The organism is Undibacterium sp. Ji49W (assembly GCF_049340205.1).
Classification (GTDB): Bacteria; Pseudomonadota; Gammaproteobacteria; order Burkholderiales; family Burkholderiaceae_D; genus Undibacterium.
Genome location: NZ_JBMPOW010000001.1, coordinates 194696 through 218436 on the forward strand (window position 1 = coordinate 194696; position 23741 = coordinate 218436).

General features: G+C 52.5%; 20 protein-coding genes. 12 read left to right on the forward strand and 8 right to left on the reverse strand.

Features of this window, described 5'->3' with window-relative positions; translation table 11 throughout:
• Window positions 1-35 precede the first annotated feature (35 nt).
• Window positions 36-932 (reverse strand): LysR family transcriptional regulator, encoded by an 897-nt coding sequence (locus ACO0LK_RS00855; protein WP_422971247.1) that lies wholly within the window; start codon window positions 930-932, stop codon window positions 36-38.
• Between the two features lie 104 nt (window positions 933-1036).
• On the opposite strand from ACO0LK_RS00855, the gene ACO0LK_RS00860 reads away from it, so the two are divergent.
• Window positions 1037-3022 carry a zinc-binding dehydrogenase gene (locus ACO0LK_RS00860; protein ID WP_422971249.1) on the forward strand — a complete coding sequence of 662 codons (1986 nt, stop codon included), beginning with the start codon at window positions 1037-1039 and terminating at the stop codon, window positions 3020-3022.
• Here ACO0LK_RS00860 and ACO0LK_RS00865 read toward each other — a convergent pair.
• Window positions 3019-3513, reverse strand: coding sequence for a GNAT family N-acetyltransferase (locus ACO0LK_RS00865; protein ID WP_422971251.1), 495 nt, complete (start codon window positions 3511-3513; stop codon window positions 3019-3021). The two genes, ACO0LK_RS00860 and ACO0LK_RS00865, sit on opposite strands and share 4 nt — an antisense overlap.
• A 58-nt stretch (window positions 3514-3571) precedes the next feature.
• Here ACO0LK_RS00865 and lpxC point away from each other — a divergent pair, with 58 nt between their 5' ends.
• Window positions 3572-4507 carry a UDP-3-O-acyl-N-acetylglucosamine deacetylase gene (gene lpxC, locus ACO0LK_RS00870; protein WP_422971253.1) on the forward strand — a complete coding sequence of 312 codons (936 nt, stop codon included), beginning with the start codon at window positions 3572-3574 and terminating at the stop codon, window positions 4505-4507.
• Between the two features lie 111 nt (window positions 4508-4618).
• Here the strand turns inward: lpxC and ACO0LK_RS00875 are convergent, their stop codons facing one another.
• Window positions 4619-5128, reverse strand: coding sequence for a DciA family protein (locus tag ACO0LK_RS00875; RefSeq protein WP_422971255.1), 510 nt, complete (start codon window positions 5126-5128; stop codon window positions 4619-4621).
• Window positions 5129-5210: 82 nt separating this feature from the next.
• Here ACO0LK_RS00875 and ACO0LK_RS00880 point away from each other — a divergent pair, with 82 nt between their 5' ends.
• Entirely contained in the window at window positions 5211-6158 is a 948-nt protein-coding gene (locus ACO0LK_RS00880; protein ID WP_422971257.1) for a M23 family metallopeptidase, read from the forward strand.
• Window positions 6159-6351: 193 nt separating this feature from the next.
• Entirely contained in the window at window positions 6352-9111 is a 2760-nt protein-coding gene (secA, locus tag ACO0LK_RS00885) for a preprotein translocase subunit SecA (protein WP_422971259.1), read from the forward strand.
• Between the two features lie 101 nt (window positions 9112-9212).
• Here secA and ACO0LK_RS00890 read toward each other — a convergent pair whose 3' ends face one another.
• Complete coding sequence (locus tag ACO0LK_RS00890; protein ID WP_422971261.1) at window positions 9213-9998, reverse strand: IclR family transcriptional regulator; 786 nt, start codon at window positions 9996-9998, stop codon at window positions 9213-9215.
• A 196-nt stretch (window positions 9999-10194) separates the two neighbouring features.
• Between ACO0LK_RS00890 and ACO0LK_RS00895 the strand changes: the two genes are divergently transcribed.
• From ACO0LK_RS00895 to ACO0LK_RS00910, 4 genes are all read left to right on the forward strand, one after another.
• A complete protein-coding gene (locus tag ACO0LK_RS00895) occupies window positions 10195-11376 on the forward strand; it encodes an acyl-CoA dehydrogenase family protein (RefSeq protein WP_422971263.1) in 1182 nt (393 codons plus the stop codon).
• Window positions 11377-11489: 113 nt separating this feature from the next.
• Complete coding sequence (argJ, locus tag ACO0LK_RS00900) at window positions 11490-12728, forward strand: bifunctional glutamate N-acetyltransferase/amino-acid acetyltransferase ArgJ (RefSeq protein WP_422971265.1); 1239 nt, start codon at window positions 11490-11492, stop codon at window positions 12726-12728.
• 23 nt (window positions 12729-12751) lie between these two features.
• The gene (locus tag ACO0LK_RS00905) at window positions 12752-13621 is read left to right on the forward strand and encodes an ATP-binding protein (RefSeq protein ID WP_422971267.1); all 870 of its coding nucleotides are present in this window, start codon (window positions 12752-12754) and stop codon (window positions 13619-13621) included.
• Window position 13622: 1 nt separating this feature from the next.
• The gene (locus tag ACO0LK_RS00910; RefSeq protein WP_422971269.1) at window positions 13623-14042 is read left to right on the forward strand and encodes an NUDIX domain-containing protein; all 420 of its coding nucleotides are present in this window, start codon (window positions 13623-13625) and stop codon (window positions 14040-14042) included.
• A 19-nt stretch (window positions 14043-14061) separates the two neighbouring features.
• On the opposite strand, the gene ACO0LK_RS00915 is transcribed toward ACO0LK_RS00910, so the two are convergent.
• From ACO0LK_RS00915 to ACO0LK_RS00930, 4 genes are read right to left on the reverse strand one after another with little or no spacing between them, the layout of a single operon-like run.
• A complete protein-coding gene (locus tag ACO0LK_RS00915; RefSeq protein WP_422971271.1) occupies window positions 14062-14688 on the reverse strand; it encodes a hypothetical protein in 627 nt (208 codons plus the stop codon).
• A 2-nt stretch (window positions 14689-14690) separates the two neighbouring features.
• Window positions 14691-16274 carry a VWA domain-containing protein gene (locus ACO0LK_RS00920; RefSeq protein WP_422971273.1) on the reverse strand — a complete coding sequence of 528 codons (1584 nt, stop codon included), beginning with the start codon at window positions 16272-16274 and terminating at the stop codon, window positions 14691-14693.
• A 9-nt stretch (window positions 16275-16283) separates the two neighbouring features.
• Entirely contained in the window at window positions 16284-17507 is a 1224-nt protein-coding gene (locus tag ACO0LK_RS00925) for a toxic anion resistance protein (protein ID WP_422971274.1), read from the reverse strand.
• Window positions 17508-17535: 28 nt separating this feature from the next.
• Window positions 17536-18642, reverse strand: a complete 1107-nt coding sequence (locus ACO0LK_RS00930; RefSeq protein ID WP_422971275.1) for a hypothetical protein — start codon at window positions 18640-18642, stop codon at window positions 17536-17538.
• A gap of 418 nt (window positions 18643-19060) precedes the next feature.
• Here ACO0LK_RS00930 and alr point away from each other — a divergent pair, with 418 nt between their 5' ends.
• From alr to ACO0LK_RS00950, 4 genes are all read left to right on the forward strand, one after another.
• Window positions 19061-20182: an alanine racemase gene (gene alr, locus ACO0LK_RS00935; RefSeq protein WP_422971277.1), complete on the forward strand. Its 1122-nt coding sequence runs from the start codon at window positions 19061-19063 to the stop codon at window positions 20180-20182.
• Window positions 20183-20252: 70 nt separating this feature from the next.
• A complete protein-coding gene (locus tag ACO0LK_RS00940) occupies window positions 20253-21545 on the forward strand; it encodes a D-amino acid dehydrogenase (RefSeq protein ID WP_186946986.1) in 1293 nt (430 codons plus the stop codon).
• Complete coding sequence (locus ACO0LK_RS00945; RefSeq protein ID WP_422971279.1) at window positions 21542-22120, forward strand: hypothetical protein; 579 nt, start codon at window positions 21542-21544, stop codon at window positions 22118-22120. The genes ACO0LK_RS00940 and ACO0LK_RS00945 overlap by 4 nt, the downstream gene beginning before the upstream one ends.
• 42 nt (window positions 22121-22162) lie before the next feature.
• Window positions 22163-23722: a sigma-54-dependent transcriptional regulator gene (locus ACO0LK_RS00950; RefSeq protein ID WP_422971281.1), complete on the forward strand. Its 1560-nt coding sequence runs from the start codon at window positions 22163-22165 to the stop codon at window positions 23720-23722.
• Window positions 23723-23741: the final 19 nt, after the last annotated feature.

Below are 23741 nucleotides of genomic sequence, written 5' to 3' on the forward strand. Positions count from 1 at the left end.
GTCAAGATCACCAAGTGGATGGCTAAACTGAAGATTCACAAAGGCTCTGCCATCCTTTCCTTCAGAAAGTCAATGAACAGCCTGGCCCTGGCCGGCAGTAAGCGTGTGGCAGTGATCACGTGTACCTGCAACGGCGCCATGCTCCATTCTGGAAGCACCCGGTGCAATCGACCCAAGGCAACTTCGTCGCGTGCGAGTTCTGCATGCATGATGGCGATTCCCATGCCCATTGTTGCTAGCACGCGTGCCATACCGACGCTATTGACGGTGAAGCGCGTGGGGACCTTGATTTCGACGGTCTCGTCGCCGCGGTAGAAGACCTTTAAGTCACCCTGTTGCGAACTGGAGGGAACAGTGCAAAACACGTGATGCGCCAGATCTTTCGCGTGCTTGAGCGAGGGTGCGCCTTTCAAATACAGCGGCGCGGCGTACAAGTAGCGCGGCAGTTCCACGATCGGTCGCGCGATCAACGTCGCGGATGCCACTGGCGGGGGACCAATGCGGATAGCGAGATCGAATGCTTCGGTTTGCAAGTCGATACGGCGTGGGGTCAGGTCCAGGTCAAAGTCGATCAAGGGATAGGCCTTGCTGAAGTCACGCAGAATGGGGCCGAAGTGGCCGATGGCCAGATCGACCGGCATGGATACCCGCAAAGTCCCCGTTGGTCTATGTGCTACATCACGCAAAGCCTCATGCGCGATCATGGCTTCAGCCACGATGCTTTGGCAGCGCTGAAAGTACACCGTACCGGCATCCGTCAACTCAACGCGGCGTGTGGAGCGGTTCAGCAGACGCAGCCCAATGGCTTTTTCCAAATCAGAAATATGGCGCGAGAGCGTCGAGATTGGCATGTCCAGCGTGAGTGCTGCTGCACGAAAGCTTTTGACCTTGGCGACTTCGACGAATTGCCGCATGTAAGTAAGCATTTCCATATTCATTGTTCCATGTGTGGATCACAGATTTCAATTATGCCTATTTATCTTGTGGGTGGATCAATTTATTATCTACCTCACACCAACCCTTAAAGGAAATTGACATGAATCATCTGTTCACCCCTACCAAGATCGGCCGCCATATCCTGCGCAACCGCCTGGTGATGGCCCCCATGACGCGTTCGCGCGCCGATGACGCAACTGGCGTACCGTCAGACTCTACAGTTCAGTATTACGGCCAACGCGCCGATGCCGGGCTAATCATCACGGAGGGCACTTTCCCGTCCGCAATGGGCAAGGGCTACGTTCGCACGCCTGGCATCTATTCCGATGCGCAAGTCCAGGCCTGGAAGGCCGTAACCGATGCTGTGCACGCCAAGGGCGGGACCATCTTTCTGCAATTGATGCACACTGGACGGGTTTCCCATCCCAGCATGCTGCCAGAGCATGCCTTACCGGTTGCACCTTCGGCCATTCAACCTAATGGAACCGTATTTACAGCTACAGGCCCGCAGGCGATGGTGACTCCACGTGCGCTGAGCACGACCGACATTGCCGGTGTGATCGACGAATTCCGCCTGGCTACCCGGCGCGCCCTGGAAGCCGGTTTCGACGGTGTGGAACTGCATGCTGCTTCTGGCTATTTGCCAGAACAATTCCTGTCGTCCGAAACTAACCAGCGCAGTGACCGCTACGGCGGATCGCTGGAGAACCGTGTGCGCTTCATCATGGAGGTCCTCGCAGCCATGTCGGCCGAGGCAGGTAGCGATCGTATCGGCATCAAGATTTCGCCTGAGATGAACTTCAACGACGTAAAAGATGCCGCACCGCAAGAGACCTACCGCTATCTCGTCGAGCAGATCGCACCGCTGAACCTGGCTTATCTGCATCTCGCGGTACAAGCCAAAGTCGAATTTGATTACAGCAGCATGTTGCGTCCGCTATTCAAGGGCGCTTTGCTCCAGGGCGGCGGACTGACACCAGCGAAAGCCGAAGTGCTGGTTCAGGAGCAGCACGCAGAGGCAGCGGTCTTCGGTTCACTGTATCTCGCCAACCCTGACCTCGTGCAACGTTTCCAACTGGGTGCGCCATTGAACCAGCCACAACGCGAAACTTTTTATTCGGCAGGCCCGGAGGGATACATCGACTATCCCACGCTAAATGCTTCCAGCAATCGTGCTGTGCGCATCCATGCCTATGGCGGTGCCGATACGCCCACGCTGGAGCTTGTTGCGCGACCTGTTGCTGCTGCCGGCGAAGTCCTGGTGCATGTGCGTGCGGCTGGTGTCAATTCGCTGGACTGGAAAATACGCGACGGCCTGGTACGCGATGCTTTCCCGCTTGATCTGCCCGCTACACTCGGCATTGAATTGGCCGGGGTGGTCGCTGGTGTTGGGCCAGATGTACTCGATTTCACCGTGGGTGAACGCGTAATGGGTCCACTATCGAGATTGGGTGCCTATGCAGACTATGTAGTGGTGGCTGCCACCAAGCTGACCCACACGCCCGCAGCTTTGGATGACGTCCAGGCCGCCGCGATTCCGGTTGCGGCGCTCACAGCGTGGCAAGCACTGTTCGACGCAGGCGAACTCAAGCGAGGCCAGACCGTTTTGATCCACGGCGCAGCGGGTGGCGTTGGCAGTTTCGCAGTCCAGTTTGCAAGGCAGGCAGGTGCGCGCGTGGTGGCAACTGCGCAAGGTGTGAATGCGGGTTACCTGCAAGGCCTGGGCGCGGATCAGGTCATCGACTACCGTACGGCCAACTTTTGGGAGCATTGCGGCAAGGTTGACCTGGTGCTCGATCTGGTCGGCGGAGATACATTGGCGAAGTCTTGGCAAGTACTTGCTGAAGGGGGACAAATTGTAAGTACGGCAGCACCGGAAATCATGGGGCAGACCCCTCAGGGCAAACGCGGCAAGTGGTTTCAGATGCAGGCGGACGCACGGCGACTGGCCGACATTGCCGGCCAGGTCGCAGGCGGTCAACTACTCGTGCGTGTCTCGGAGGTCGCAGAATTGGCCGACCTCGGCGGCGCAATTGAGCGCAATAAACTGGGCCATGGTCCTGGAAAGATGGTTGTCAAGTTTTAATCCAGTGCCTTGGACATGATATGTGACTGCACGCCATAGCCTTGTGCCTTGTAAAACGCCATGGCGTTTTGATTGAAGTCGAATACCTCCAGTCTTAGCTCCACCGCCTGATGTTCACGCCCCCAGGCGGTGGCGGCATCCATCAACATGCGTCCGACCCCTTGTTGCTGATGCCGGTCTGACACCACGATGGTGCCAATGCGGCATATGCGCCGACAGTATAAAAAAGGGATGGTCATGTTTTCATGCCAGCTCAGCGTAATGAAGCCGATCACCACATCATTCTGACAGGCCAGCAGCGCGCAGGTGTGTGCCGCCTGAAAAGATGCTTGCCAGAACAGGCGATCAAGTTCACGCTGGTTATGTTTCACAAAAATATGCGGGGCTTGCGCATGGTGTTGGGCATTGATCTGATCACTGAGTTCACACATGGCTTCCACATCTTCAGACGTGGCTTTACGGATGGTAACTGTTGTTGTTTGTGCACGCATTGATTTTGCTTTTATCCAGTCTTACATGGGAAATGACACTAACCGATATAATAGCGTGATGTTAAAACAACGAACAATCAAACAGCAGGTCAAGACCATAGGCGTCGGTTTGCATTCCGGCACCAAGGTGGAACTGGTCATGCGCCCGGCACCCGTGGATACCGGCATCATCTTTACCCGTACTGACCTGGTTCCCCCGGCTGTTTTGCCTGCACAAGCGCTGATGGTGGGTGATACCCGCATGGCATCAACCTTGTCGAATGAAAATGGCAAGGTGTCTACGGTTGAACACCTGTTGTCTGCCTGCGCCGGATTGGGCATCGATAATTTATATATTGATGTCAGTGCTGAAGAAATTCCCATCATGGATGGTTCGGCTTCTTCCTTTGTTTATCTCTTGCAGCAGGCTGGCATGCAGGAACAGGCTGCCGCCAAGAAATTCATACGCGTACTGAAAGCCGTGGAAATCCGTGAAGGCACAGGCAAGTCGGAAAAATGGGCCAGGCTGGAACCCTATGATGGTTTCAAGCTGCATTTCTTCATTGAATTCAATCATCCGGCTGTCGATGGAACCGTGCAGACAGCAGAAGTGGATTTTGCTCGCGCCTCTTTCGTGCAGGATGTAGCACGGGCACGTACTTTTGGCTTCATGCAGGATGTGGAAATGCTGCGTGGCATAGGCCTGGCGCGTGGTGGTTCCATGGAAAATGCCATCGTCATGGATGAATACCGCATCCTGAATTCAGACGGTTTGCGCTTTGATGATGAGTTTGTACGCCACAAAATACTCGATGCGATTGGTGACCTGTATCTGATCGGCCATCCTTTCCTGGCAAGTTATACCGCTCACAAATCGGGCCATGGCCTGAATAATCAGTTGCTGCGCGCCTTGTTGGCAGATCCAGCAGCATATGAAATCGTCAGCTTTGATGATGCCGGTATGGCACCACCCACTTATGCGACACAAGTGGAACGCGAATGGGCAGTGGTCTGACCAAAATAGAATTGGTCGGTCAAAAAGCCCTGGCCCGTCTTGCAGGCGAACTTATTTTGTAACAGTAATTAATAAAATACTTGTTCTTTTGACTTCCCGAATTTATCAGGTTTAACCCTGTCCACCAGGCCGGTGGCGTTGTAGCAAACGCCCTAGCGCCGCTCTTAAATCAGCGTTTTGCGAAGTCTTTTCCAGCGTCTGTTCCAACTGCCCAAATGCCTGTAGAGCCTTGCCGGAAAAAGCTATTTGCTTTACGGCAACGGGTTTTTCAACGACCCGTTTGACTTGTACTTTGATACGGATTGCGTTAATCTGCCAACCCCGTTCTTGCAAATTTACTTGCAATTTCGGACATTGTTGTTTCAATTTAGTCGCCAGCGCAGCATTGGGAGCTGATAGCGTCAGTTGTCCTTCAGACACCTGCATGACCTCACAAGTATCGAAGATGGGTGGCAATAATGCCCCGCAATCTTTTTGCAGCGCCAGATTACGCTGCACCGTGGGCAATAGCGAAGCAATTTTTTCGTTGCTGCGCAAAAAGTCGGCGGCACCGCTGGCAGCCGGTACTTTGCGGCCGCGTTTGATGTTAATTGGGTAAGAAGGACGTGATGATGTTGACATGCGCAATACCTTACCACAAACACGCCTCGCGAAATGCCGCAACGCTGGTCGCCAATAAAACAGTTTTAAGAGGAGCATATTGATGCAAATCATTTTGATGCACTCCCGCTTTACCCAGGCAAAATCCGTGACCCTGTCGTCACGCCATGTCATTTTTGGCCTGTTCAGTTTTCTTCTTATTATTACCTTATGTGCAGCCATGATGGCGGCATTGACCCTGCGGCTTGCCAGTGCAGATTTGCCGGTTCTGCGTGACCTGGTGCCCGTGACCACCCCAGAGGTGAGTAATAAAGACAAGTACATGAAAGAAAACCTGGCTGCCATGGCTGCCAAGCTGGGCGAAATGCAGGCCCAGTTGATACGTCTGGATGCCCTGGGCGAACGGGTACAAGGTCTGGCTGGCGTCAAGCCGGAAGAATTCAACTTCAAGGAACTGCCAGGACGTGGTGGCCCGGAAGTGACATCGCAACCAGCCAAGGAATTGAACATGGAAGAATTTCAGGCTGCGCTGGATGCCATGTCGCGTGATGTCGAACACCGCTCCGACTACATGAACGTGGTCGAGACAAAATTGATGGGTTTCAAAGTACAGTCCAAGCTTTTGCCTACCATTCAACCAGTGAATGTTGCCTATAATGCATCCGGTTTTGGCTGGCGGCTTGATCCGTTTTCTGGCCGCAGCGCTTTCCATGAAGGTATCGATTTCTCCAGCCCGACTGGCACGCCCATCGTGGCTGCTGCTGGCGGCGTGGTGGTAGCGGCTGAATACCATCCTCAATTTGGGAATATGGTCGAAATTGATCATGGTGGTGACATCATGACGCGCTATGCCCACTCATCCAAGGTCTACGTGAAATTGGGTGATATCGTCAAACGTGGTCAGCATATTGCAGACATCGGTTCTACCGGCAGGTCTACCGGTGCTCACCTGCATTTTGAGGTGCATGTCAAAGGCGTGCCACAAAATCCCCATAAATTCCTGTCTGCAGGGGCAAATCAGGCAAATCTGGCCGCCCTGGGTCAAAAATAAACTTGAGTTTGCTGGATTTGTCTCCAACTCCAGACTTATGTCTGGCATCCATATATGCTGCCTTGTCAGTTTATCAGGCAGTGTTTGTAGCTATTTGGGTGCCGCATGGTAAAATCACAGGTTAGCCTATTGTTGCTGTCGAATTAATCATTTTGCGGCCGCTTTTTTCAGAATTTAACTTTCCGTTCATAGCATGTCATTCCTGACCAAGATATTCGGCAGCCGCAACCAGCGGCTTTTGAAGCAATACCAAAAGACTGTGCGTGAGATCAACGCACTGGAACCCCAGTTCGAGGCTTTGTCAGACGAGGCTTTGAAGGCCAAGACTGGCGAGTTCAAGACGCGTGTTGCCAACGGGGAGACGCTGGACAGTGTCCTGGTGGAAGCCTTTGCCGTCTGCCGCGAGGCCAGCAAACGCGTATTGAAAATGCGCCACTTTGATGTGCAGATGATAGGCGGCATGGTGCTGCATTACGGCAAAATTGCCGAAATGGGCACTGGTGAGGGTAAAACCCTGATGGCGACTTTGCCGATCTACCTCAATGCCCTGTCCGGCAAAGGTGTGCATGTCGTTACCGTCAATGATTACCTGGCGCAGCGCGATGCCGAATGGATGGGCATCCTGTACGGCTGGCTGGGTCTGAGCACAGGTATCAACCTGTCGCAACTTGATCATGATGCCAAGCAGCTCGCCTATGCATCTGATATTACCTACGGCACGAACAATGAATACGGTTTTGATTATCTGCGCGACAACATGGTGTATGAAGCCAAGGACCGCGTACAGCGCAGCCTGAATTTTGCCGTCGTCGATGAAGTCGATTCCATCCTTATCGATGAAGCACGTACACCGCTGATCATCTCTGGCCAGGCAGAAAATCACACTGAGCTGTATTACAAGATCAATGAAGTCCCGAAACTGCTGACTTTGCAGATCGGTGAAGAAACACCGGACGGCAAGGGCAAGATAGAAGTCCCGGGTGATTACACCAAGGATGAAAAAGCCCACCAGGTATTGCTGACTGAAGCCGGTCACGACAAGGCTGAACGCATTCTGACGCAAATGGGTCTGCTGCCAGAAGGCGCTTCCCTGTACGATGCGGCAAACATCACCCTGATCCACCATCTGTACGCTGCTTTGCGCGCACATGCCCTGTATTTCAAAGACCAGCACTATGTGGTGCAGAATGACGAAATCGTCATCGTCGATGAATTTACCGGCCGTATGATGACCGGTCGTCGCTGGTCCGATGGCCTGCATCAGGCGGTTGAAGCCAAAGAAGGCGTGCGCATCCAGAATGAAAACCAGACGCTGGCTTCCATCACCTTCCAGAACTATTTCCGCATGTACGCCAAACTGTCAGGCATGACAGGTACGGCAGATACCGAAGCCTATGAATTCCAGGAAATCTATGGCCTGGAAACTGTCGTCATTCCACCTAACCGCCCATCCCAGCGCAAGGACAGGCAAGATCAGGTGTACAAGTCGGCCCAGGAAAAATACGGCGCCATGCTGATCGACATCAAAGACTGCTATGAACGCGGTCAGCCGGTGTTGGTTGGTACGACTTCGATTGAAAATTCCGAACTGCTGTCCGGCATACTGACGCAGGCAGGTTTGCCGCACAATGTCTTGAATGCCAAGCAACATGCACGCGAAGCAGAAATCATTGCCCAGGCCGGTCGTCCAAAAGCGATCACCATCGCTACCAACATGGCTGGTCGTGGTACCGATATCGTGCTGGGTGGTAACGTGGCCAAGCAGGTACAGTTGATCGAAGCCAATCCTGATTTTTCGGATGCCGATAAATTTGCCCAGTCACAAAAACTGCGTGATGAATGGCAATCCCTGCATGAACATGTGGTGAATGCCGGTGGCTTGCATATCGTCGGTACCGAACGTCATGAATCCCGTCGCGTCGACAACCAGTTGCGTGGCCGTTCCGGTCGTCAGGGTGACCCTGGTTCTTCCCGTTTCTACCTGTCGCTCGACGATACGCTGTTGCGTATTTTTGCCGGTGACCGCGTACGCGCCATCATGGACAGGCTGAAAATGCCTGAAGGCGAACCGATAGAAGCAGGCATTGTGTCGCGCTCTATTGAATCGGCACAGCGCAAGGTCGAGGCCCGCAACTTTGATATACGCAAGCAATTGCTGGAATATGATGACGTCGCCAATGACCAGCGTAAAGTGATTTACCAGCAGCGTAATGAATTGCTGGAAGCGCAAGACATGTCTGAACTGATTTCTTCACTGCGTCACGGCATGTTCCACGACATCGTGCGTGAATATGTACCGGCAGAATCGGTGGAAGAGCAGTGGGATATTCCTTCCCTCGAAGCCGTACTGCGCAATGAATGGGCACTCGATATTCCATTGGCAAAAATGCTGGAAGAAGAAGCCAACCTGAACGATGACGACATCATGGAACGCGTGCAAAAAGCGGCCAATGATGTATACCAGGCCAAACTGGATATCGTCGGTAAAGATTCATTCGCCGGGTTTGAGCGCAGTGTCATGCTGCAAAGCATAGATTCACACTGGCGTGAACATCTGGCCGCGCTGGATCATCTGCGTCAGGGTATTCATCTGCGTGGTTATGCACAGAAAAACCCTAAGCAGGAATACAAGCGCGAAGCGTTTGAACTGTTTGGCCAGATGCTGGACCAGATCAAGAATGAAGTGGTCAGGACCGTGGTTACCGTGCGCATACAGTCTCGTGAAGAGATAGAAGCGGCGGAAGAACAGTTGGCGCAATCGCAAATTGAAAACGTGCATTACCAGCACGCTGATTTTGATGCTGATGCCTCGGCAGAAGAAATAATGGCACCCGGTGTCATTGCTGATGATGGTCAGGCGGAAGTCGGTTACGCCCTGAAAATCGGCCGCAATGATCCTTGCCCATGCGGTAGCGGCAGGAAATTCAAGCAATGCCACGGCAGACTTGCCTGATTGATTTGATAGCCTGATCAGCAGTACAGAAAGACAAAGGGACGAAGCGATTCGTCCCTTTTTTGTGCTCACTGCATTGGTGAAATGTGAGGCGATCACAGTTATAGCAGATTGCCCTGCAAGTCACGCACCAGCTGCAATAACTTCGGGCGTACCTCATGCAATAGAAATTCCTTACTCAGCAAGAAAGCCGGCCCCCCGCAATTAATCGCCACCGTTGCCTGCCCTGCACCCGGCGAGAAACCGATAGCGATGGCATTGACATCCGTTTGCCAGTCGCCGAAAGAACTACAACAGCCAAATTCCCTGACCTCTTGCAGGCTGCGCTGTATGCCAGCTTCCATATCTGGCCATTGCTCTTCCTGTGTAGTCCGGATTTCCATCAATACAGCTTCGCGTTCCATGACCGGCAGGCTGGCCAGCAATGCCCGCCCCATGGCAGTAGTCGCAAGTGGGATGCGCGAACCTACATCCAGACTCAGGGTCAGTGCATTCTGGCTGCGACAGTTTTCTATATAAATCATGCTAAGCCTGTCACGCATGCCCAGCGATACCATACCTCTGGAAAAATCTGCCAGTTCCTGCATCAAGGGGCGCGCCAGTTGCCGCACGTCGAGTCGCGCAATCATCGCACTGCCCAGTGCCAGCGTCGCAGACCCCAGACGATATTGTCCCTGGCTGGCGATGTAATGCAGATAGCCAAGTTTGGTCAGGGTATAGGTCAGGCGCGATACCGTGGATTTGGGTAACTGGCAGCGCTGGGCAATCTCTTGATTGCCCAATGCCTTGTCGCCGGGGCGAAAGCAGGCCAGCACATCAAGCCCGCGCGCCAGGGCGGTAACGAAATGACGGTCTTCTTTCATGGGGCTGGCTTGCGTCTTATTCATGTCCTTGGCCTTTGCTGAAAATCGATCTTCCATGTCGCTGATGTAGCCGCCAAAAGGCTTGACCTGGGCAATGTGCGAGCCTAAAGTGGAAATGACATACTATTTCAGAACATAATTCTGCAATGCAGAATTGCATATTGTAATCCTGTTGCTGATAGAAGTACTTAAATTCGCATTTGCCCATCCCAGGAAAATCATGGACTTGAATTTCACCTCAGCCGAACTGGCATTTCGTCACGACATCCAGGAATTCTTGCAGCAATCCCTGCCTGCCAATATTCGCCAAAAAGTCAGGCATGGCATGCCGCTGGCAAAGCAGGATTACCAGTGCTGGCAGCAAATTCTGCATGCACGTGGCTGGGGTGGCAGTTCCTGGCCGACAGAATTTGGTGGAACAGGGTGGTCAGCAGTGCAACGCTATATTTTTGAAGAAGAATGTGCGGCGGCTGGCGCTCCACGTTTGCCGCCTTTTGGTATCAAGATGGTGGCACCGGTCCTGATGGAATTTGGCTCGCCTGCGCAGCAGCAGCGATTCTTGCCCAAAATTCTGGCGGCAGAAGAATGGTGGTGTCAGGGTTATTCAGAACCGGGCTCAGGCTCTGACCTGGCATCTGTCAAAACCACGGCAGAGCGCATGCGGGATGCAGAAGGTGAATATTACCGGGTTAATGGGCAAAAGACCTGGACCACGCTGGCCCAGTACGCAGACTGGATATTTTGTCTGGTGCGTACCGACCGTGAGGTCAAGCCACAACGTGGCATTTCCTTCCTGTTGATCGACATGAAATCACCAGGGGTCACCGTCAGGCCTATCATCACCATGGATGGTACACACGAAGTCAATGAAGTCTGGTTTGATGATGTCAGGGTGCCGCTTGACAATCTGGTCGGCAGCGAAAATCAGGGGTGGACCTACGCCAAATTCCTGCTTGGGCATGAACGTACCAATATCGCCGGCATAGGCATCGCCAAACGGGAATTGACGCGCCTCAAGCGTGTCGCCGCACAGGAATGGAAGAATGGCCGGCCACTGTTGGAAGATGCTCAATTTGCTGCACGAATTGCACAAATTGAAATTGATTTGATGGCACTGGAAATGACCAATCTGCGTGTACTTTCAGCCGAAGAACAGCAGCGTGCGCCGGGGCCCGAAGCATCCATATTGAAGATCAAGGGTACAGAGATCCAGCAAGCTATTACCGACCTGTTGATGCAAGCAGTCGGTGAGCAGGCACTTGCACTCAGGGACAGATCTGATATGTCAGAAGTGGCAAGTTCACTCGCCATCAATTACCTGAACATGCGCAAGCTGTCGATTTATGGTGGTTCGAATGAAATACAAAAAAATATCATTGCCCAAATGATCATGGGTTTATAAACCATGAATATATATAAGGAATAAGGACCGCGAATTTCCGTACCGCAAACATGCTTCGCAGCGCAGCAAAATGCCCTACAATGTCGGCTTGATTTCAACGCTAGGAAACTATTATGGCCGTCAATTCTCCCATTCCTGTTGCTGCTGACCTGAAGCCGGTAGCTGGTATTCGCCTGGGCTATGCCGAAGCCGGCATACGCAAAGCCAATCGCAAAGATGTTCTGGTAATGGAATTGGCGGCGACGGCCACGGTGTCGGGTGTATTTACCACCAATCGTTTTTGCGCAGCGCCGGTTCAGGTATGCAAGGCCCATCTGGAAGGCCTGCTCATGAGTTCTGCCCCCATCCGTGCGCTGGTCGTCAATACCGGCAATGCGAATGCCGGCACTGGTGATGCTGGCCTGGCTGCTGCCAATGCAACCTGTGCTGCCCTGGCGGAATTGCTGAATTGCGAAGCGGCACAGATACTGCCTTTTTCTACCGGCGTGATTCTGGAACAATTGCCGGTCGACCGACTGGTTGCCGGTTTGCCCAAAGCCATAGAAAACCTCAAGGCAGACAACTGGTTTAATGCGGCAGAAGCCATCATGACTACCGACACCCAGCCCAAAGCGGCGTCGGCAACGGTCAGCATCGGTGGTAAAACCGTCACCATGACCGGTATCAGCAAAGGCGCCGGCATGATCAAGCCAAATATGGCGACCATGCTGGGTTACCTGGCGCTGGATGCCAAAGTGGCGCAAAACGTGCTGGATCACCTGGTCAAGCAGGCGGCTGACAAATCATTCAACTGCATCACCATTGATGGCGATACATCGACCAATGACTCCTTCATGCTGATCGCCACCGGTGCCGGTGAAGTGGAAGTGAATGACATCGACACACCTGAATATGCCTTGCTGGCAGAAGCCGTGACGGCCTTGTCGCAAAAGCTCGCGCACATGATCATTCGTGATGGCGAAGGGGCCACCAAGTTCATGACTATTGCCGTGGAAGAAGGACGTGATGTCGAAGAGTGCCGCAAGATTGCCTACTCCATTGCCCATTCGCCACTGGTAAAAACAGCCTTCTTTGCGTCTGATCCCAATCTTGGTCGTATCCTGGCAGCGATAGGCTATGCCGGTGTCGGTGACCTGGATGTCAGCAAATTGAATTTGTACCTGGATGATGTATGGGTTGCCAAAAATGGTGGCCGTAATCCTGATTACCGCGAAGAAGATGGTCAGCGCATCATGAAGCAAAGTGAAATCACCATACGCGTCAAGCTGGCACGCGGTGATGCCCAGGCAACGGTATGGACATGCGATCTGTCGCATGACTATGTATCGATCAATGCTGATTACCGTTCCTGATATCCTTCACGAGTAAGCTTGCCATGACCCAGCTCGACCAATTTTTATCCCGTGCAGAACACTTGCTGACCCGGCTGGAAAGCTTGCTACCCGCTGCTTCACCCGTGCCTGACTGGCAATTGGGCCATGCATTTCGCTGGCGCAAACGTGGTGGACAGGGCTATCTGCAAGTGGTGCGTCATGTGTCAGACATTGCACTGGATGATCTGTGCCATGTCACCATTCAGAAGGCCCAGATAGAACAGAATACCCGCCAGTTTGTCCATGGCAAACCCGCCAACAATGTCTTGTTGACGGGCGCGCGCGGTACCGGCAAATCGTCGCTGATCAAAGCCTGCCTGAACCAGTTTGCTGACCAGGGCCTGCGTCTGATCGAAGTCGATAAAACCGATCTGGCAGATTTGCACGATATCGTTGATTTGATCGCTGAACGGCCAGAACGCTTCATTGTTTTTTGTGACGACCTGTCATTTGAAGAAGGTGAGGCCGGTTACAAGGCTTTGAAAGTGGCGCTCGATGGCAGTATTGCCGCGCAATCGGACAATGTACTGATTTATGCCACTTCCAACCGCCGCCATCTGTTGCCGGAAAAAATGTCCGACAACGCCAGTTATAAATATAGCGATGATGGCGATTTGCATCCGGGTGAAACGGTAGAAGAAAAAATTTCCCTGTCCGAACGCTTTGGTTTGTGGGTATCGTTCTACCCCTTCAAGCAGGATGATTATCTGGACATCGTCGCCCACTGGCTGACGACCATGGGATGCACTGCTGCACAAATCAATGAAGCACGTGGCGACGCTCTGCGCTGGGCATTGCAGCGTGGTTCACGTTCTGGTCGCGTCGCCTGGCAGTTTGCCCGCGATTATGCTGGCCGCATGGCGGAGTCCTGATATGACGGCAAAGCCTGTGGATGTTGCCGTCGGCATATTGATGAAAGCCAATGGCGATGTCTTGCTGGGCCAGCGCCCCGCTGGCAAACCTTATGAAGGTTACTGGGAATTCCCGGGTGGCAAGGTGGAAGCAAACGAATCCATACTGGCCGCACTGAAGCGTGAATTTGTGGAAGAGCTGGGCATACAGATTGTTTCTGCCGAGCCTTGGTGTGGTGTCGAACATATTTACCCGCATGCCCACGTCAGACTGCATTTTTATATCAGCCGTGAATGGCAGGGTGAACCACAAAGCCTGGAAGGCCAGGCCTTCGCCTGGCAGGGCAGCGTTGCCGTCACGCCTTTACTGCCTGCCACCATCCCCTTGCTTGAATGGCTTGATCTGTTGCGTAGCGACGAACAGCAACTGGCCCCAGGCTGATTTGCCGTGATGCCTGACCTTACTGCACAAAGGTCGTGGTATGGAATTTCTCTTTTAAAAATTCACCATTGATGACCAGGGAATCTGCATTGTTCTTGTAGATATCGGTGGCAATTTTTGCCAGCTGGGTTTCCAGCAAATCCAGTTGTTCGAGTAAGAGTTGCTTGCAGGTCTTGCCATTTTCTATGACATGCATGGTGGCAAAGGCTGTTGGCAAGAGCACATAGTTTTTTATAGTTTGTGGCAGGTCACGATTGACCGCATTGATAAGCAGGCTGACATAGTTCATGGCGACTTCGCCAGAGTACATCTTGGGTGCCAGTTCCTGCAAGGTGGTTTGTATTCTTCCCAGGCGTTCCACTGCCTCGTGCGGCAGGCGCGACTTTGATTCCCGTATCAATGTATCGACACTCTCAGTCAGGCTGCTTTGCGAATTCTCATTCTTGATTTGCAGTTCCAGTTCTTTATCTGCCGGAATCGCCAGCCAGGCGACGCTATACAGACCGGCGACGATGGGTAGCCACCAGTCCGAGATCACACCCGTGAAATACATGCCCAAACCGAGGATAGCCAGGCAACTGCCCAGCAGGTTTTGGGTACTGTACAAAAAAAGCAGCACGCGCATTTTAAAAGTCAGGGCCTGCATTATTATTGGTATCCGCGAATTTCTTTGAATATGGTTTGCAAGCTTGCCTTGCGGCTGTCAAACATCCGGCCGCCAGACAAGTCTGCCAGGTTTTTCAATTCATCAGGTTCGGCTTCACCAAACAGTACCGTGAAAATCTTGATGCCTTTTTCATTGTCTGGCAGGGCTTTGTACCATTCAGCAAACTGATTGTAATTCATGCCGTCATTGTTGATGCCATCGGTCATCACGATGATGGAGTAAAAACGTGCCGGGTCAGCGCGTTTACGTTCCATGGCTTCGGTATAGGCTTGCTGGGTGGCCGAGAAGATGGCAGTGCCTCCATCGGCGCGTAATTGCTGTATGCGCGCAGTCACGGCGCTCAGTGTTGTCTGGTTGTCTTTATCCTCGCTGCCCATATCAAAACGTTGCGAGCTTTCCACCTTGTTGTTGAATGGCAGGATGATGATACGTTCACGGTTGCGGAATCTCGAAAAGCGGCCGCTGATGGATGTGTCAGCTCCGGATAATCCCTGCATGGCAGCTTTTAAATCCCGTATCCTGTCACCCTTCATGGAGCCACTGGTATCAAGCACGAAAGTGCTGTCCGTTGGTAAACGCAAGTGATTGTCGAAGGCTGTCAGTATTGCATCGACAACCGCCAGTTTGGCCGGGAAGGATAATTCGGCCAGCGCTTGCCTGGGCCCATCGGTGACGGCGACATCGGGGTTGACCGGGCGTCGCAAGGTTGAGTTATACATCGCCTGCTGGAACTCGATGCCGCGTACATAGCTCACCACTTTGTCATAAGCTTCCCGTTTGGCGGGATTGATCAGCATGATGGGATAATCGGCAGTCACTATTCCATCCTGCGGATAAACCAGCACCAGTTTTTCCTTCAGCGCGGTATTGCGGTTCAAGGTTTGCAAAGTCGATGCATAGTTGATGATGCCATCGACCTTGTCCTGTTCACGCAGATACGCTTCGGCCAGCCAGCCTGAACTGCCGGCAGTCAGTCTTTGTGCCTGAAAAAAAGCGCTCAGGCTTTTTGCATTGATATCTTTTTCTTCCAGTGCATCACCTTGTCCAGACAAGGCAGCGGCCAGCCCCAGCAAACCCGAGAAACCGGTGTTGGACGACGACGGGCTGGTCATGCCGAAGGTAAATTTCCCCTGCTTTGCCGCTTCGGCGATATCTTTCCAGGTCACCTGGGCATTGTCTTTCCAGCCCAGTGCCTTTGCCTTGCTTTCTTTCAAGCCCAATACCACGGGTGTGAGCATGGTTCTTTCTGATGCAAGTATTCTTGCCTTGGCTGCTGGCACCAGCATTGCGTATTTATTGCTGGCCAGCCAGGCAAGATCGATTTGTTCGCCAGATTGTAATTTTTCTACTGCTTCCAGTGTACCGGTGTAACGCAATTGCAAATTGATGCCGGTCGCCTTGCTGATGGATGGCAACAAGGGTTCTATATCCTTGAGTTCAGAGCCAGCCATGACAGTCAGGGTGTCACCGGATGGCGTTACGGCTGGCTGGACATTTTTGGCGTCCTTGCAGGCGGCCAGAGCCAGAATCAACAGCAGGGCGATCCATTTCGACAAGAATCTCATGCCAGTTCCTTAAAGTTTGACCGGACCTTCGGGCGCGGCAGAGACCATCGCCGTACGTGCTTGCTCTGCCCGTGTCTTGTCCAGATACTGCTCGGTGCGGGCAATCTGTTCTTTTAGCATGGCGTTGTTTTTTCCCATATTGTCGACGGCAAGTGAGCGGAAGTTATCCATCGCATCCATCGCCTTGAAGGTGTTATCAAACATTTCCTGTATTTTTTGTATGCCTATCAGTGGATTGGCGGCAAATTCACCAGTCTTCTCGACGTGCTGGCCCAACTGCCGTGAGGTTTCTGTCACCAGTTCACCAATGGTTGCACTGACACCACCGAGCATTTCCATGACCTGTATCTGATTGCCGGTGGCGCGGGCCACAGTTTGTGCGGTTGCCATTGCCGACATGCCGGTCGTGGCAACACGGTTACAGCCGTTCACCATTTCACGTGCAGTTTTCTTCAGCAAATCCATGGACAGATAAGCATTGACGTTGACTGCCATCTGCGTTTGCATGTCTTGCAGATTCTGGCGGGCATAAAACAGGACTTCCTGTTCCAGTGCTTTGGCACGCAGGGGATCGCTGGCTTTGATCGATTCAACATGATCAGCGACATGCTTGTCGAGCTGCTCGGCAAAGTAGATGGCACCCTTGAGCTTTTGCATGGCATCCCAGAGCTTGGTCTTCACCAGTTCAATCTCTGTGGCATCCCTTTGCATGTCATCTCGTGCAGCATAGATTTGCGTCATCAAGGTTTGCAACTGCGAACTGGCAGTCTGGAACTTGCGGAAATAGGCTTGTAACTTGTTGCCAAAAGGGATGATGCCCAGAAGCTTGTTTTGGCTTAGCAAATCACCTTGTTTGCCTGGGTTCAGGTCGTCAAGCATGCCGCGCATGTCCTGTATGGACTTGAAGGCAGCTGAATTTTCTATGCCGACAAAATTGCGCTCCATGAAGCGACCCGTCATCAGGGAAGACGCATTGGAAATCTCTTCTTTACCGAGACGGAAAGCCGAATCCAGTTTGGCCTGAAAGCCTGCACTTTGCACGTCGTCTTTCAAGATACTGTCGATGTATGCCGTTACCTGTGCATCAATCTTTTCCTGGACATCCGCTTTCAGAGGCACCATCTCTGGTGCCTTCTTTTCTGCGATGGGTGTCAATACTTCTGGCGGTGTCAAGGTCATGGTGTTTTCTTGTGTTTGCGTTTGTGTATGTGCGTCTGTCATTTTGTCAGTCATATCTTTGTCCTCGGGCAGGAAATGTACATTACTGGAATTTCTTTTCTATGGTCTGGATCATGCGTTCCAGGATTTCAAAACTGGGTGGGTCGATGACATCCACCAATGAAGTCGGGGCCTGCAATTTGTTGCTCTTCAAAAACTCGTTGAATTGATCCGCATTGGCTGTGCGGTATCCATATTCGGTTGCCAGTTTTTGCAACCCGGGGTCAGTCGCCAGCGCTTCTCCAAGGCGGCGGCCATTTTCATTGAAAGGCACGACGATGTGCTTTGTATAGATGGTCGGTTGTGGATACAGCAAGACCATGTCGGTGTTTGGCTTGGCACGCCTGGATTGATATTCGAGGAACTGACTTTCATAGATCATGACCAGAGGCGCTTTGCCCATACCCATAGTCGTGTAGTCTTCAAATGGCCCGGCGCTGCTGGATTCTTGCAGGCCCTGCCGCAAGAACAGGGAAGACACAAAGGGCAGTACTTTGTTGGCCTGTTCGTTATCGTCAACGACATTATTTTCATTGGCGACATAGCTGGCCAATGACAGATACATCGCTGCCGAATTGGATTTCCTGACATCGGTAGAACTGATCAGTATGCTTTTACCGGTGTTGTAAGCTGCATTGTCTTTCAGCTCGCGCCAGCGCGTCCCTTTTTCGCTGAGACTCAGCAGCTTCTTCATGTCGACGATGTAATAGGCTTGATCGATTTTTTTGACGATGCCTTCGTTTTCCAGGGTGGGGATCAATTGCACCCAGGACGCGATTGCCATGGGCGTAAAAAAAGTGGGATACACCTGTTTTGCCTTAGCTTTGTTTTGCAGCGCCAGCGCAGCGGGTGCACCTGCGGGGAAAGCGAAATCATAGGTATTGAAGTCACGCGAGATGATTTCGCGTGAACCGACTTTCTCGATTTTGACTCGCAGACCCTTTTTGGCCAGAATTTCGATGACCCTGGGGTCAGCAAAGTAGGATTCTTTTTCGGAACCGACCATTCCTTTGACTTCAAGCATCGCGGCTGAGACTAATTTTGCTGCTTCAATTGCATGATTTCTTTGGTAAGAGGTATAGCTTGCAGCGCCTATACCTATGAGTAATACCACGGCGAGAAGTGGTCCAAGTACACGTTTGATTTCCATTAGGCAATAATCCCGGCATATTAATTTACTACTGTTGAGATTATGCGCATACTTTTATGACAGCTTCAAAACATGAGCGCTAATTTCTGGTGTTTTCAACTGTTTTCTATTGCGTAGTTTCCACAATTGCCTGAGGAAGTAGAGGCGTGAATGATGCGTTTCTATTTCGTAAATGATTTGGTGTATTTATTTTGATACGGTGTATTGAAATGAATACGGCGTGTCATTTTATGTACATTATCTGGGCTCGAATCTAAACTACTGTCGGCGAAAATGTATTTCTGTATTGATTTCGATACGGTTTTTTTATTTGTTTTCTGAGTGCATGCAGTAAGTTGTTGAATTTATTCAATAATTTCTTCGGGCACAGGGTTTGCTTCAACGAATCACGTTAGCTAACGTGATGGAGTGGTGAAATATGATGCAAGTAGCTGGAAGAGCAGGTGCAGTACTTCGTATTGATCTTGGGGCAATACAGGATAACTATCGCCTTTTGCGTAACTTATTGGGGACAGGGCAGTGCGGTGCAGCTGTCAAGGCCGATGCTTACGGTCTGGGCGTGGTCCCTGTGGCGCAGGCCTTACTGGCAGCGTCTTGTCGTCATTTCTTTGTGGCACATCTGAACGAGGCTATTTTTCTGCGGCCACATTTGCCCGCCGATGCCCATCTGTATGTCATGCATGGCTCACCTCCCGGGTATGAAGAGGAATTTCTTGAAAATCAGTGCATACCCGTGCTGAATAGTGTCGAACAAATAAGATCTTGGCGGCAACTCGTTGTGAAAGCACAACGTTCACTGCCGGCCATCCTGCAATTTGATACGGGAATGGCGCGCATGGGCCTGTCGCCTTCTGAGTGTGAGCAGATATTTGCTGACAAGCAATCATTGGACGGCATCGATGTGCAATACATCATGAGCCACCTGGCCAGTGCGGAAGATCAGTCCAATCCCATGAACCAGCGCCAACTGGCAAGTTTTAATTCCCTGCGTGTACGTTTGCCTGGCTGCAAGGCCAGCCTGGCCAATTCATCCGGCATTTTTCTGGGTAAAGATTTTCATTTCGATCTGGCGCGCCCTGGTGCTGCTTTGTACGGGGTTGCGCCAATAGCGGGCCAGCCCAACCCATTGAAGCCGGTTGCACATTTGCAGGGCAGCATCATACAAACCAGAGAAATTCCAGCGGGCACTGGTGTAGGTTATGGATCGACCTGGCGCAGCAGCCAGACCAGTCGCATTGCGACAGTTGCCGTTGGTTATGCCGACGGCTGGATGCGCAGCCTCAGCAATCGCGGCATTGCTCATATTGCCGGTCAGGCAGTGCCCATGGTCGGCAATGTCTCTATGGATACCATTACCCTGGACGTGACAACAGTGGCCACCGAGTACTTGCTGCCGGGCATGCTGGTTGACCTGATATCTGCCGACAACACGGTGGATCAGGTGGCGGCCAGGGCAGGCACGATAGGCTACGAAATATTGACCAGCCTGGGGGCTCGCTATGAGCGCAATTACAGTAACCACGGCAACCATGGCAACTAAGCCCGCGCCAGCACTGACAGCAAAAAACCGATAACAGAATAAATAACAGAATCAAAATGGGAGAGGCAGCATGAAAGTAGTGATATTGGGAGCAGGTGTCATAGGAACGGCGTCAGCCTACTACCTGGCCAGGGCCGGGCATGAGGTGACGGTGATAGAGCGCCAGCCAGCAGCGGGGCTGGAAACCAGTTATGCCAATGCCGGTGAAGTGTCACCCGGTTATTCTGCCCCATGGGCTGGTCCGGGTGTTCCCCTGAAGGCCATCAAATGGCTGATGATGCAGCATAGCCCGCTGGCGATACGGCCCAGCCTTGACCCCAGCATGTGGCGCTGGGTTACGCAAATGCTGATGAACTGCACCACCAAACGCTACGAGATCAATAAGGGACGCATGCTGCGCATGGCCGAATACAGCCGTGACGTCTTGCAGCAATTGCGCAGCGATACCGGCATCAGCTATGACGAACGGACCCAGGGCACGCTGCAACTGTTCCGCAACCAGCAGCAACTCGATGGCGCCGAGGCAGATATCGCCATCCTTAAACGCTATGATGTTCCCTACGAAACACTGGACAAGGCAGGCTGCCTGAAAGTCGAACCGGCACTGGCGAATGTGCAGGAAAAATTTGTAGGTGCCTTGCGTTTGCCGGGCGATGAAACCGGGGACTGCTTCAAGTTCACCCAAAATTTATCGAAACTGGCACAAGAACTCGGTGTGCAGTTCAAATATGGCGTCAGCATACAAAGACTGGTCAAAAGTGGCGATACCATCAGTTCCGTCATCACTTCGGAAGGTGAAATCAAGGCCGATAGTTTCGTACTGGCACTGGGCAGCTATTCACCTATCCTGTTGAAGGAACTGGATATCCGGATCCCGGTATATCCCATCAAGGGCTATTCCATCACCGTGCCTATCACCGATGCGCATAAAGCGCCGGAATCCACCGTCATGGATGAAACCTACAAAGTCGCAATCACCCGCCTGGGTGACCGTATACGTGTAGGCGGCACCGCAGAAATCACGGGCTACAACCTCGACCTGCGTGCTGAGCGTCGCGCCACGCTGGAACATTCCGTGACTGACCTGTTTCCCGGTGGCGGTGATGTCGCCAAGGCAGAATTCTGGACCGGCCTGCGCCCGATGACACCGGACGGTACGCCAGTGATAGGGCCGACTCCCTACCGTAATCTGTATCTGAACACCGGCCATGGCACCCTGGGCTGGACCATGGCTTGCGGTTCTGGTCAGTTTATTGCGGACATCGTTTCCGGCAAACGACCTGCCATTTCGACCGAAGGCTTGTTCATGGATCGTTATGGTAGTGCGAATCGTCCTATTTTTGTTACCAAGGAGCTGGCATGAATCAATTTGAAGAATTACTTTCATCGACTCAGGTTTTTTCTGATGCCAACCTGAATGCGCGCTTTTATACGGCGATAGAATTGCTGGCGCAAATCATGATGGTGATGCCGCGTACTGCGAATATCACCACACTGGCCCAGGCCACTGGCAAAACCCCGCGACTGATACGCTCCATCCTGGCGACATTGAGCAAGGATGATCTGGTCAGCCGCGATGCCAAGGAAAAAGATGCCTGGCATTGCCGCGATTGCAATGGCATCATTACCCTGGCAGATGTGTATCGCTGTTTCGTCATGGCAGAAGAAAAAGCAGCAGCAAAGGCAATCGAAAAACAGGCGCAGGCTCAGACGCAGCAAGCGCAAGATACCGAAATGCAGCAGGAAAGACGCATTACCCGTACTTCCAGCCAGCAAAGTGTTGATCTGCTGATGATGCAAGTTAAAATGACGCTCAACCGAGCAGTGTTGCAGCAACTGGAACAATTTGATCTGGGCCGCCTGCGCGGTCTGGCATCGAACAGTTCATTCCGTCGCCAGCATGCACGTCCACGCGGGTATATTCCAGAACCTTTTTAAACCGATACCGCCCTTAGCCCATATCAGGTCCATTCTTCCAGCATGCGCATTAATATACAGTTCAAGGACCGTGTCGGTATTGCCCATGAAATCCTGGCGGTGCTGGCACGTCGTGGCCTGAATGTGGTGGCGGTGGAAGTAGACCCACCGCATATTTATATAGACAGTCCTGACTTGCTGGATTTCATGCTGCCATCGCTACAGGCAGATTGTCAGCAGGTACGCGGCGTCGGTGACATCAAGGTGCTGGATGTCTTACCCGGCATACGGCGACGCCTGAACCTCGATACCATGATGGCTGTCATGGAAGACCCTGTGCTGGCCATCGATGCAGGTGGGCACATCGTGATCGCCAATGCGGCTGCGGCCACAGCAGTCCGCATGTCAGAAGCCGAGCTATGCCAGCGCAACCTGAACCAGGTGCTGGATGAGACCGGTATCCTGGAAGAGCTGCTGACCAGCGGTTTTCGTTTGCCCAGCCGTGAAGTCATACTCAATGGCGAACCTTTTTTCATGGATGTCACGCCTGTATCCGAACCCCAGGGTATGGATATCGCCCAGCATGGCCGCTCAGTGGGGGCAGTGCTGACCTTTCATGCACCGACCCGCATAGGTGGTCGCCTGCATGCATTGCAACATTCTGAGGGCAGTGGCTTTCATTTCATTATCGGTGAATCCGAGCAGATACGTGCCTTAAAAACACGGGCTGCCAGGGTTGCCGTGGTCGATGCACCTCTGCTGATTACCGGCGAAACCGGCACCGGCAAGGAATTGCTGGCGCAGGCCTGTCATGGTGCCAGTGGTCGCAGCAACGCAGCTTTCCTTGAACTGAATTGCGCTGCCTTGCCGGAAAGTCTGGCAGAAAGCGAATTGTTTGGCTATACCTCGGGCGCCTTTACCGGCGCTCAGCGCGGCGGTAAGCCTGGCCTGTTTGAAATGGCGGATGGTGGAACCGTGTTTCTGGATGAAATCGGCGAGATGTCGATGTATCTGCAAGCCAAGCTGCTACGTTTTCTGAATGATGGCAAGTTCCGCCGCATAGGCAGCGATAAGGAAGTCAGGGTCAATGTGCGCATCATCAGCGCCACCCACCGTAATCTGCGCAAGATGGTGCAGGAAGGCAGTTTCCGCGAAGACCTGTTTTACCGCCTGAATGTCTTGCATCTGGAAATGCCGGCCTTGCGTGAGCGTCCTGACGACATCTTGCCGCTAGCCAGGCATTTTATCGAACGTGCCTGCACCCAGGCGCAAAAGCCCGTTTGCCGTCTCAACTCGGCAGCCTGTGCTGCGCTGGTATCCAATCATTGGCCAGGCAATGTCCGGCAATTGCAGAATGTGGTGTTCAGGGCGATTACCATGTCAGATCAGCGTGTGCTGGATGCGGCGGATCTGGATTGGGCAGAAGGCAGCATTACTGCCGATGTGGTGAAAACCGATGTCACGGAGAGCTGGGAAGATTCAGTGAATGCATTTGAGCGCAGTCTGCTGGAATCCATGTATCCACACTATCCATCCAGCCGTAAGCTGGCAATGCGATTGGCTACTTCGCATTCCATGATCGCCACCAAATTACGTAAATACGGTATTCCGCAAAAGCGCTAGTCCTGATAGATGGAGACAG

Bases quoted from the DNA above. Each gene is read 5' to 3' on its own strand.
- ACO0LK_RS00890 (WP_422971261.1), bottom strand. From the start codon at position 9,998: ATGAATAAGACGCAAGCCAGCCCCATGAAAGAAGACCGTCATTTCGTT.
- ACO0LK_RS00910 (WP_422971269.1), top strand. From the start codon at position 13,623: ATGACGGCAAAGCCTGTGGATGTTGCCGTCGGCATATTGATGAAAGCC.
- ACO0LK_RS00905 (WP_422971267.1), top strand. From the start codon at position 12,752: ATGACCCAGCTCGACCAATTTTTATCCCGTGCAGAACACTTGCTGACC.
- ACO0LK_RS00945 (WP_422971279.1), top strand. From the start codon at position 21,542: ATGAATCAATTTGAAGAATTACTTTCATCGACTCAGGTTTTTTCTGAT.
- secA (WP_422971259.1), top strand. From the start codon at position 6,352: ATGTCATTCCTGACCAAGATATTCGGCAGCCGCAACCAGCGGCTTTTG.
- ACO0LK_RS00930 (WP_422971275.1), bottom strand. From the start codon at position 18,642: ATGGAAATCAAACGTGTACTTGGACCACTTCTCGCCGTGGTATTACTC.
- ACO0LK_RS00925 (WP_422971274.1), bottom strand. From the start codon at position 17,507: ATGACTGACAAAATGACAGACGCACATACACAAACGCAAACACAAGAA.
- ACO0LK_RS00865 (WP_422971251.1), bottom strand. From the start codon at position 3,513: ATGCGTGCACAAACAACAACAGTTACCATCCGTAAAGCCACGTCTGAA.
- ACO0LK_RS00880 (WP_422971257.1), top strand. From the start codon at position 5,211: ATGCAAATCATTTTGATGCACTCCCGCTTTACCCAGGCAAAATCCGTG.
- ACO0LK_RS00895 (WP_422971263.1), top strand. From the start codon at position 10,195: ATGGACTTGAATTTCACCTCAGCCGAACTGGCATTTCGTCACGACATC.
- lpxC (WP_422971253.1), top strand. From the start codon at position 3,572: ATGTTAAAACAACGAACAATCAAACAGCAGGTCAAGACCATAGGCGTC.
- ACO0LK_RS00940 (WP_186946986.1), top strand. From the start codon at position 20,253: ATGAAAGTAGTGATATTGGGAGCAGGTGTCATAGGAACGGCGTCAGCC.
- ACO0LK_RS00860 (WP_422971249.1), top strand. From the start codon at position 1,037: ATGAATCATCTGTTCACCCCTACCAAGATCGGCCGCCATATCCTGCGC.
- ACO0LK_RS00920 (WP_422971273.1), bottom strand. From the start codon at position 16,274: ATGAGATTCTTGTCGAAATGGATCGCCCTGCTGTTGATTCTGGCTCTG.
- ACO0LK_RS00950 (WP_422971281.1), top strand. From the start codon at position 22,163: ATGCGCATTAATATACAGTTCAAGGACCGTGTCGGTATTGCCCATGAA.
- argJ (WP_422971265.1), top strand. From the start codon at position 11,490: ATGGCCGTCAATTCTCCCATTCCTGTTGCTGCTGACCTGAAGCCGGTA.
- alr (WP_422971277.1), top strand. From the start codon at position 19,061: ATGATGCAAGTAGCTGGAAGAGCAGGTGCAGTACTTCGTATTGATCTT.
- ACO0LK_RS00855 (WP_422971247.1), bottom strand. From the start codon at position 932: ATGGAAATGCTTACTTACATGCGGCAATTCGTCGAAGTCGCCAAGGTC.
- ACO0LK_RS00915 (WP_422971271.1), bottom strand. From the start codon at position 14,688: ATGCAGGCCCTGACTTTTAAAATGCGCGTGCTGCTTTTTTTGTACAGT.
- ACO0LK_RS00875 (WP_422971255.1), bottom strand. From the start codon at position 5,128: ATGTCAACATCATCACGTCCTTCTTACCCAATTAACATCAAACGCGGC.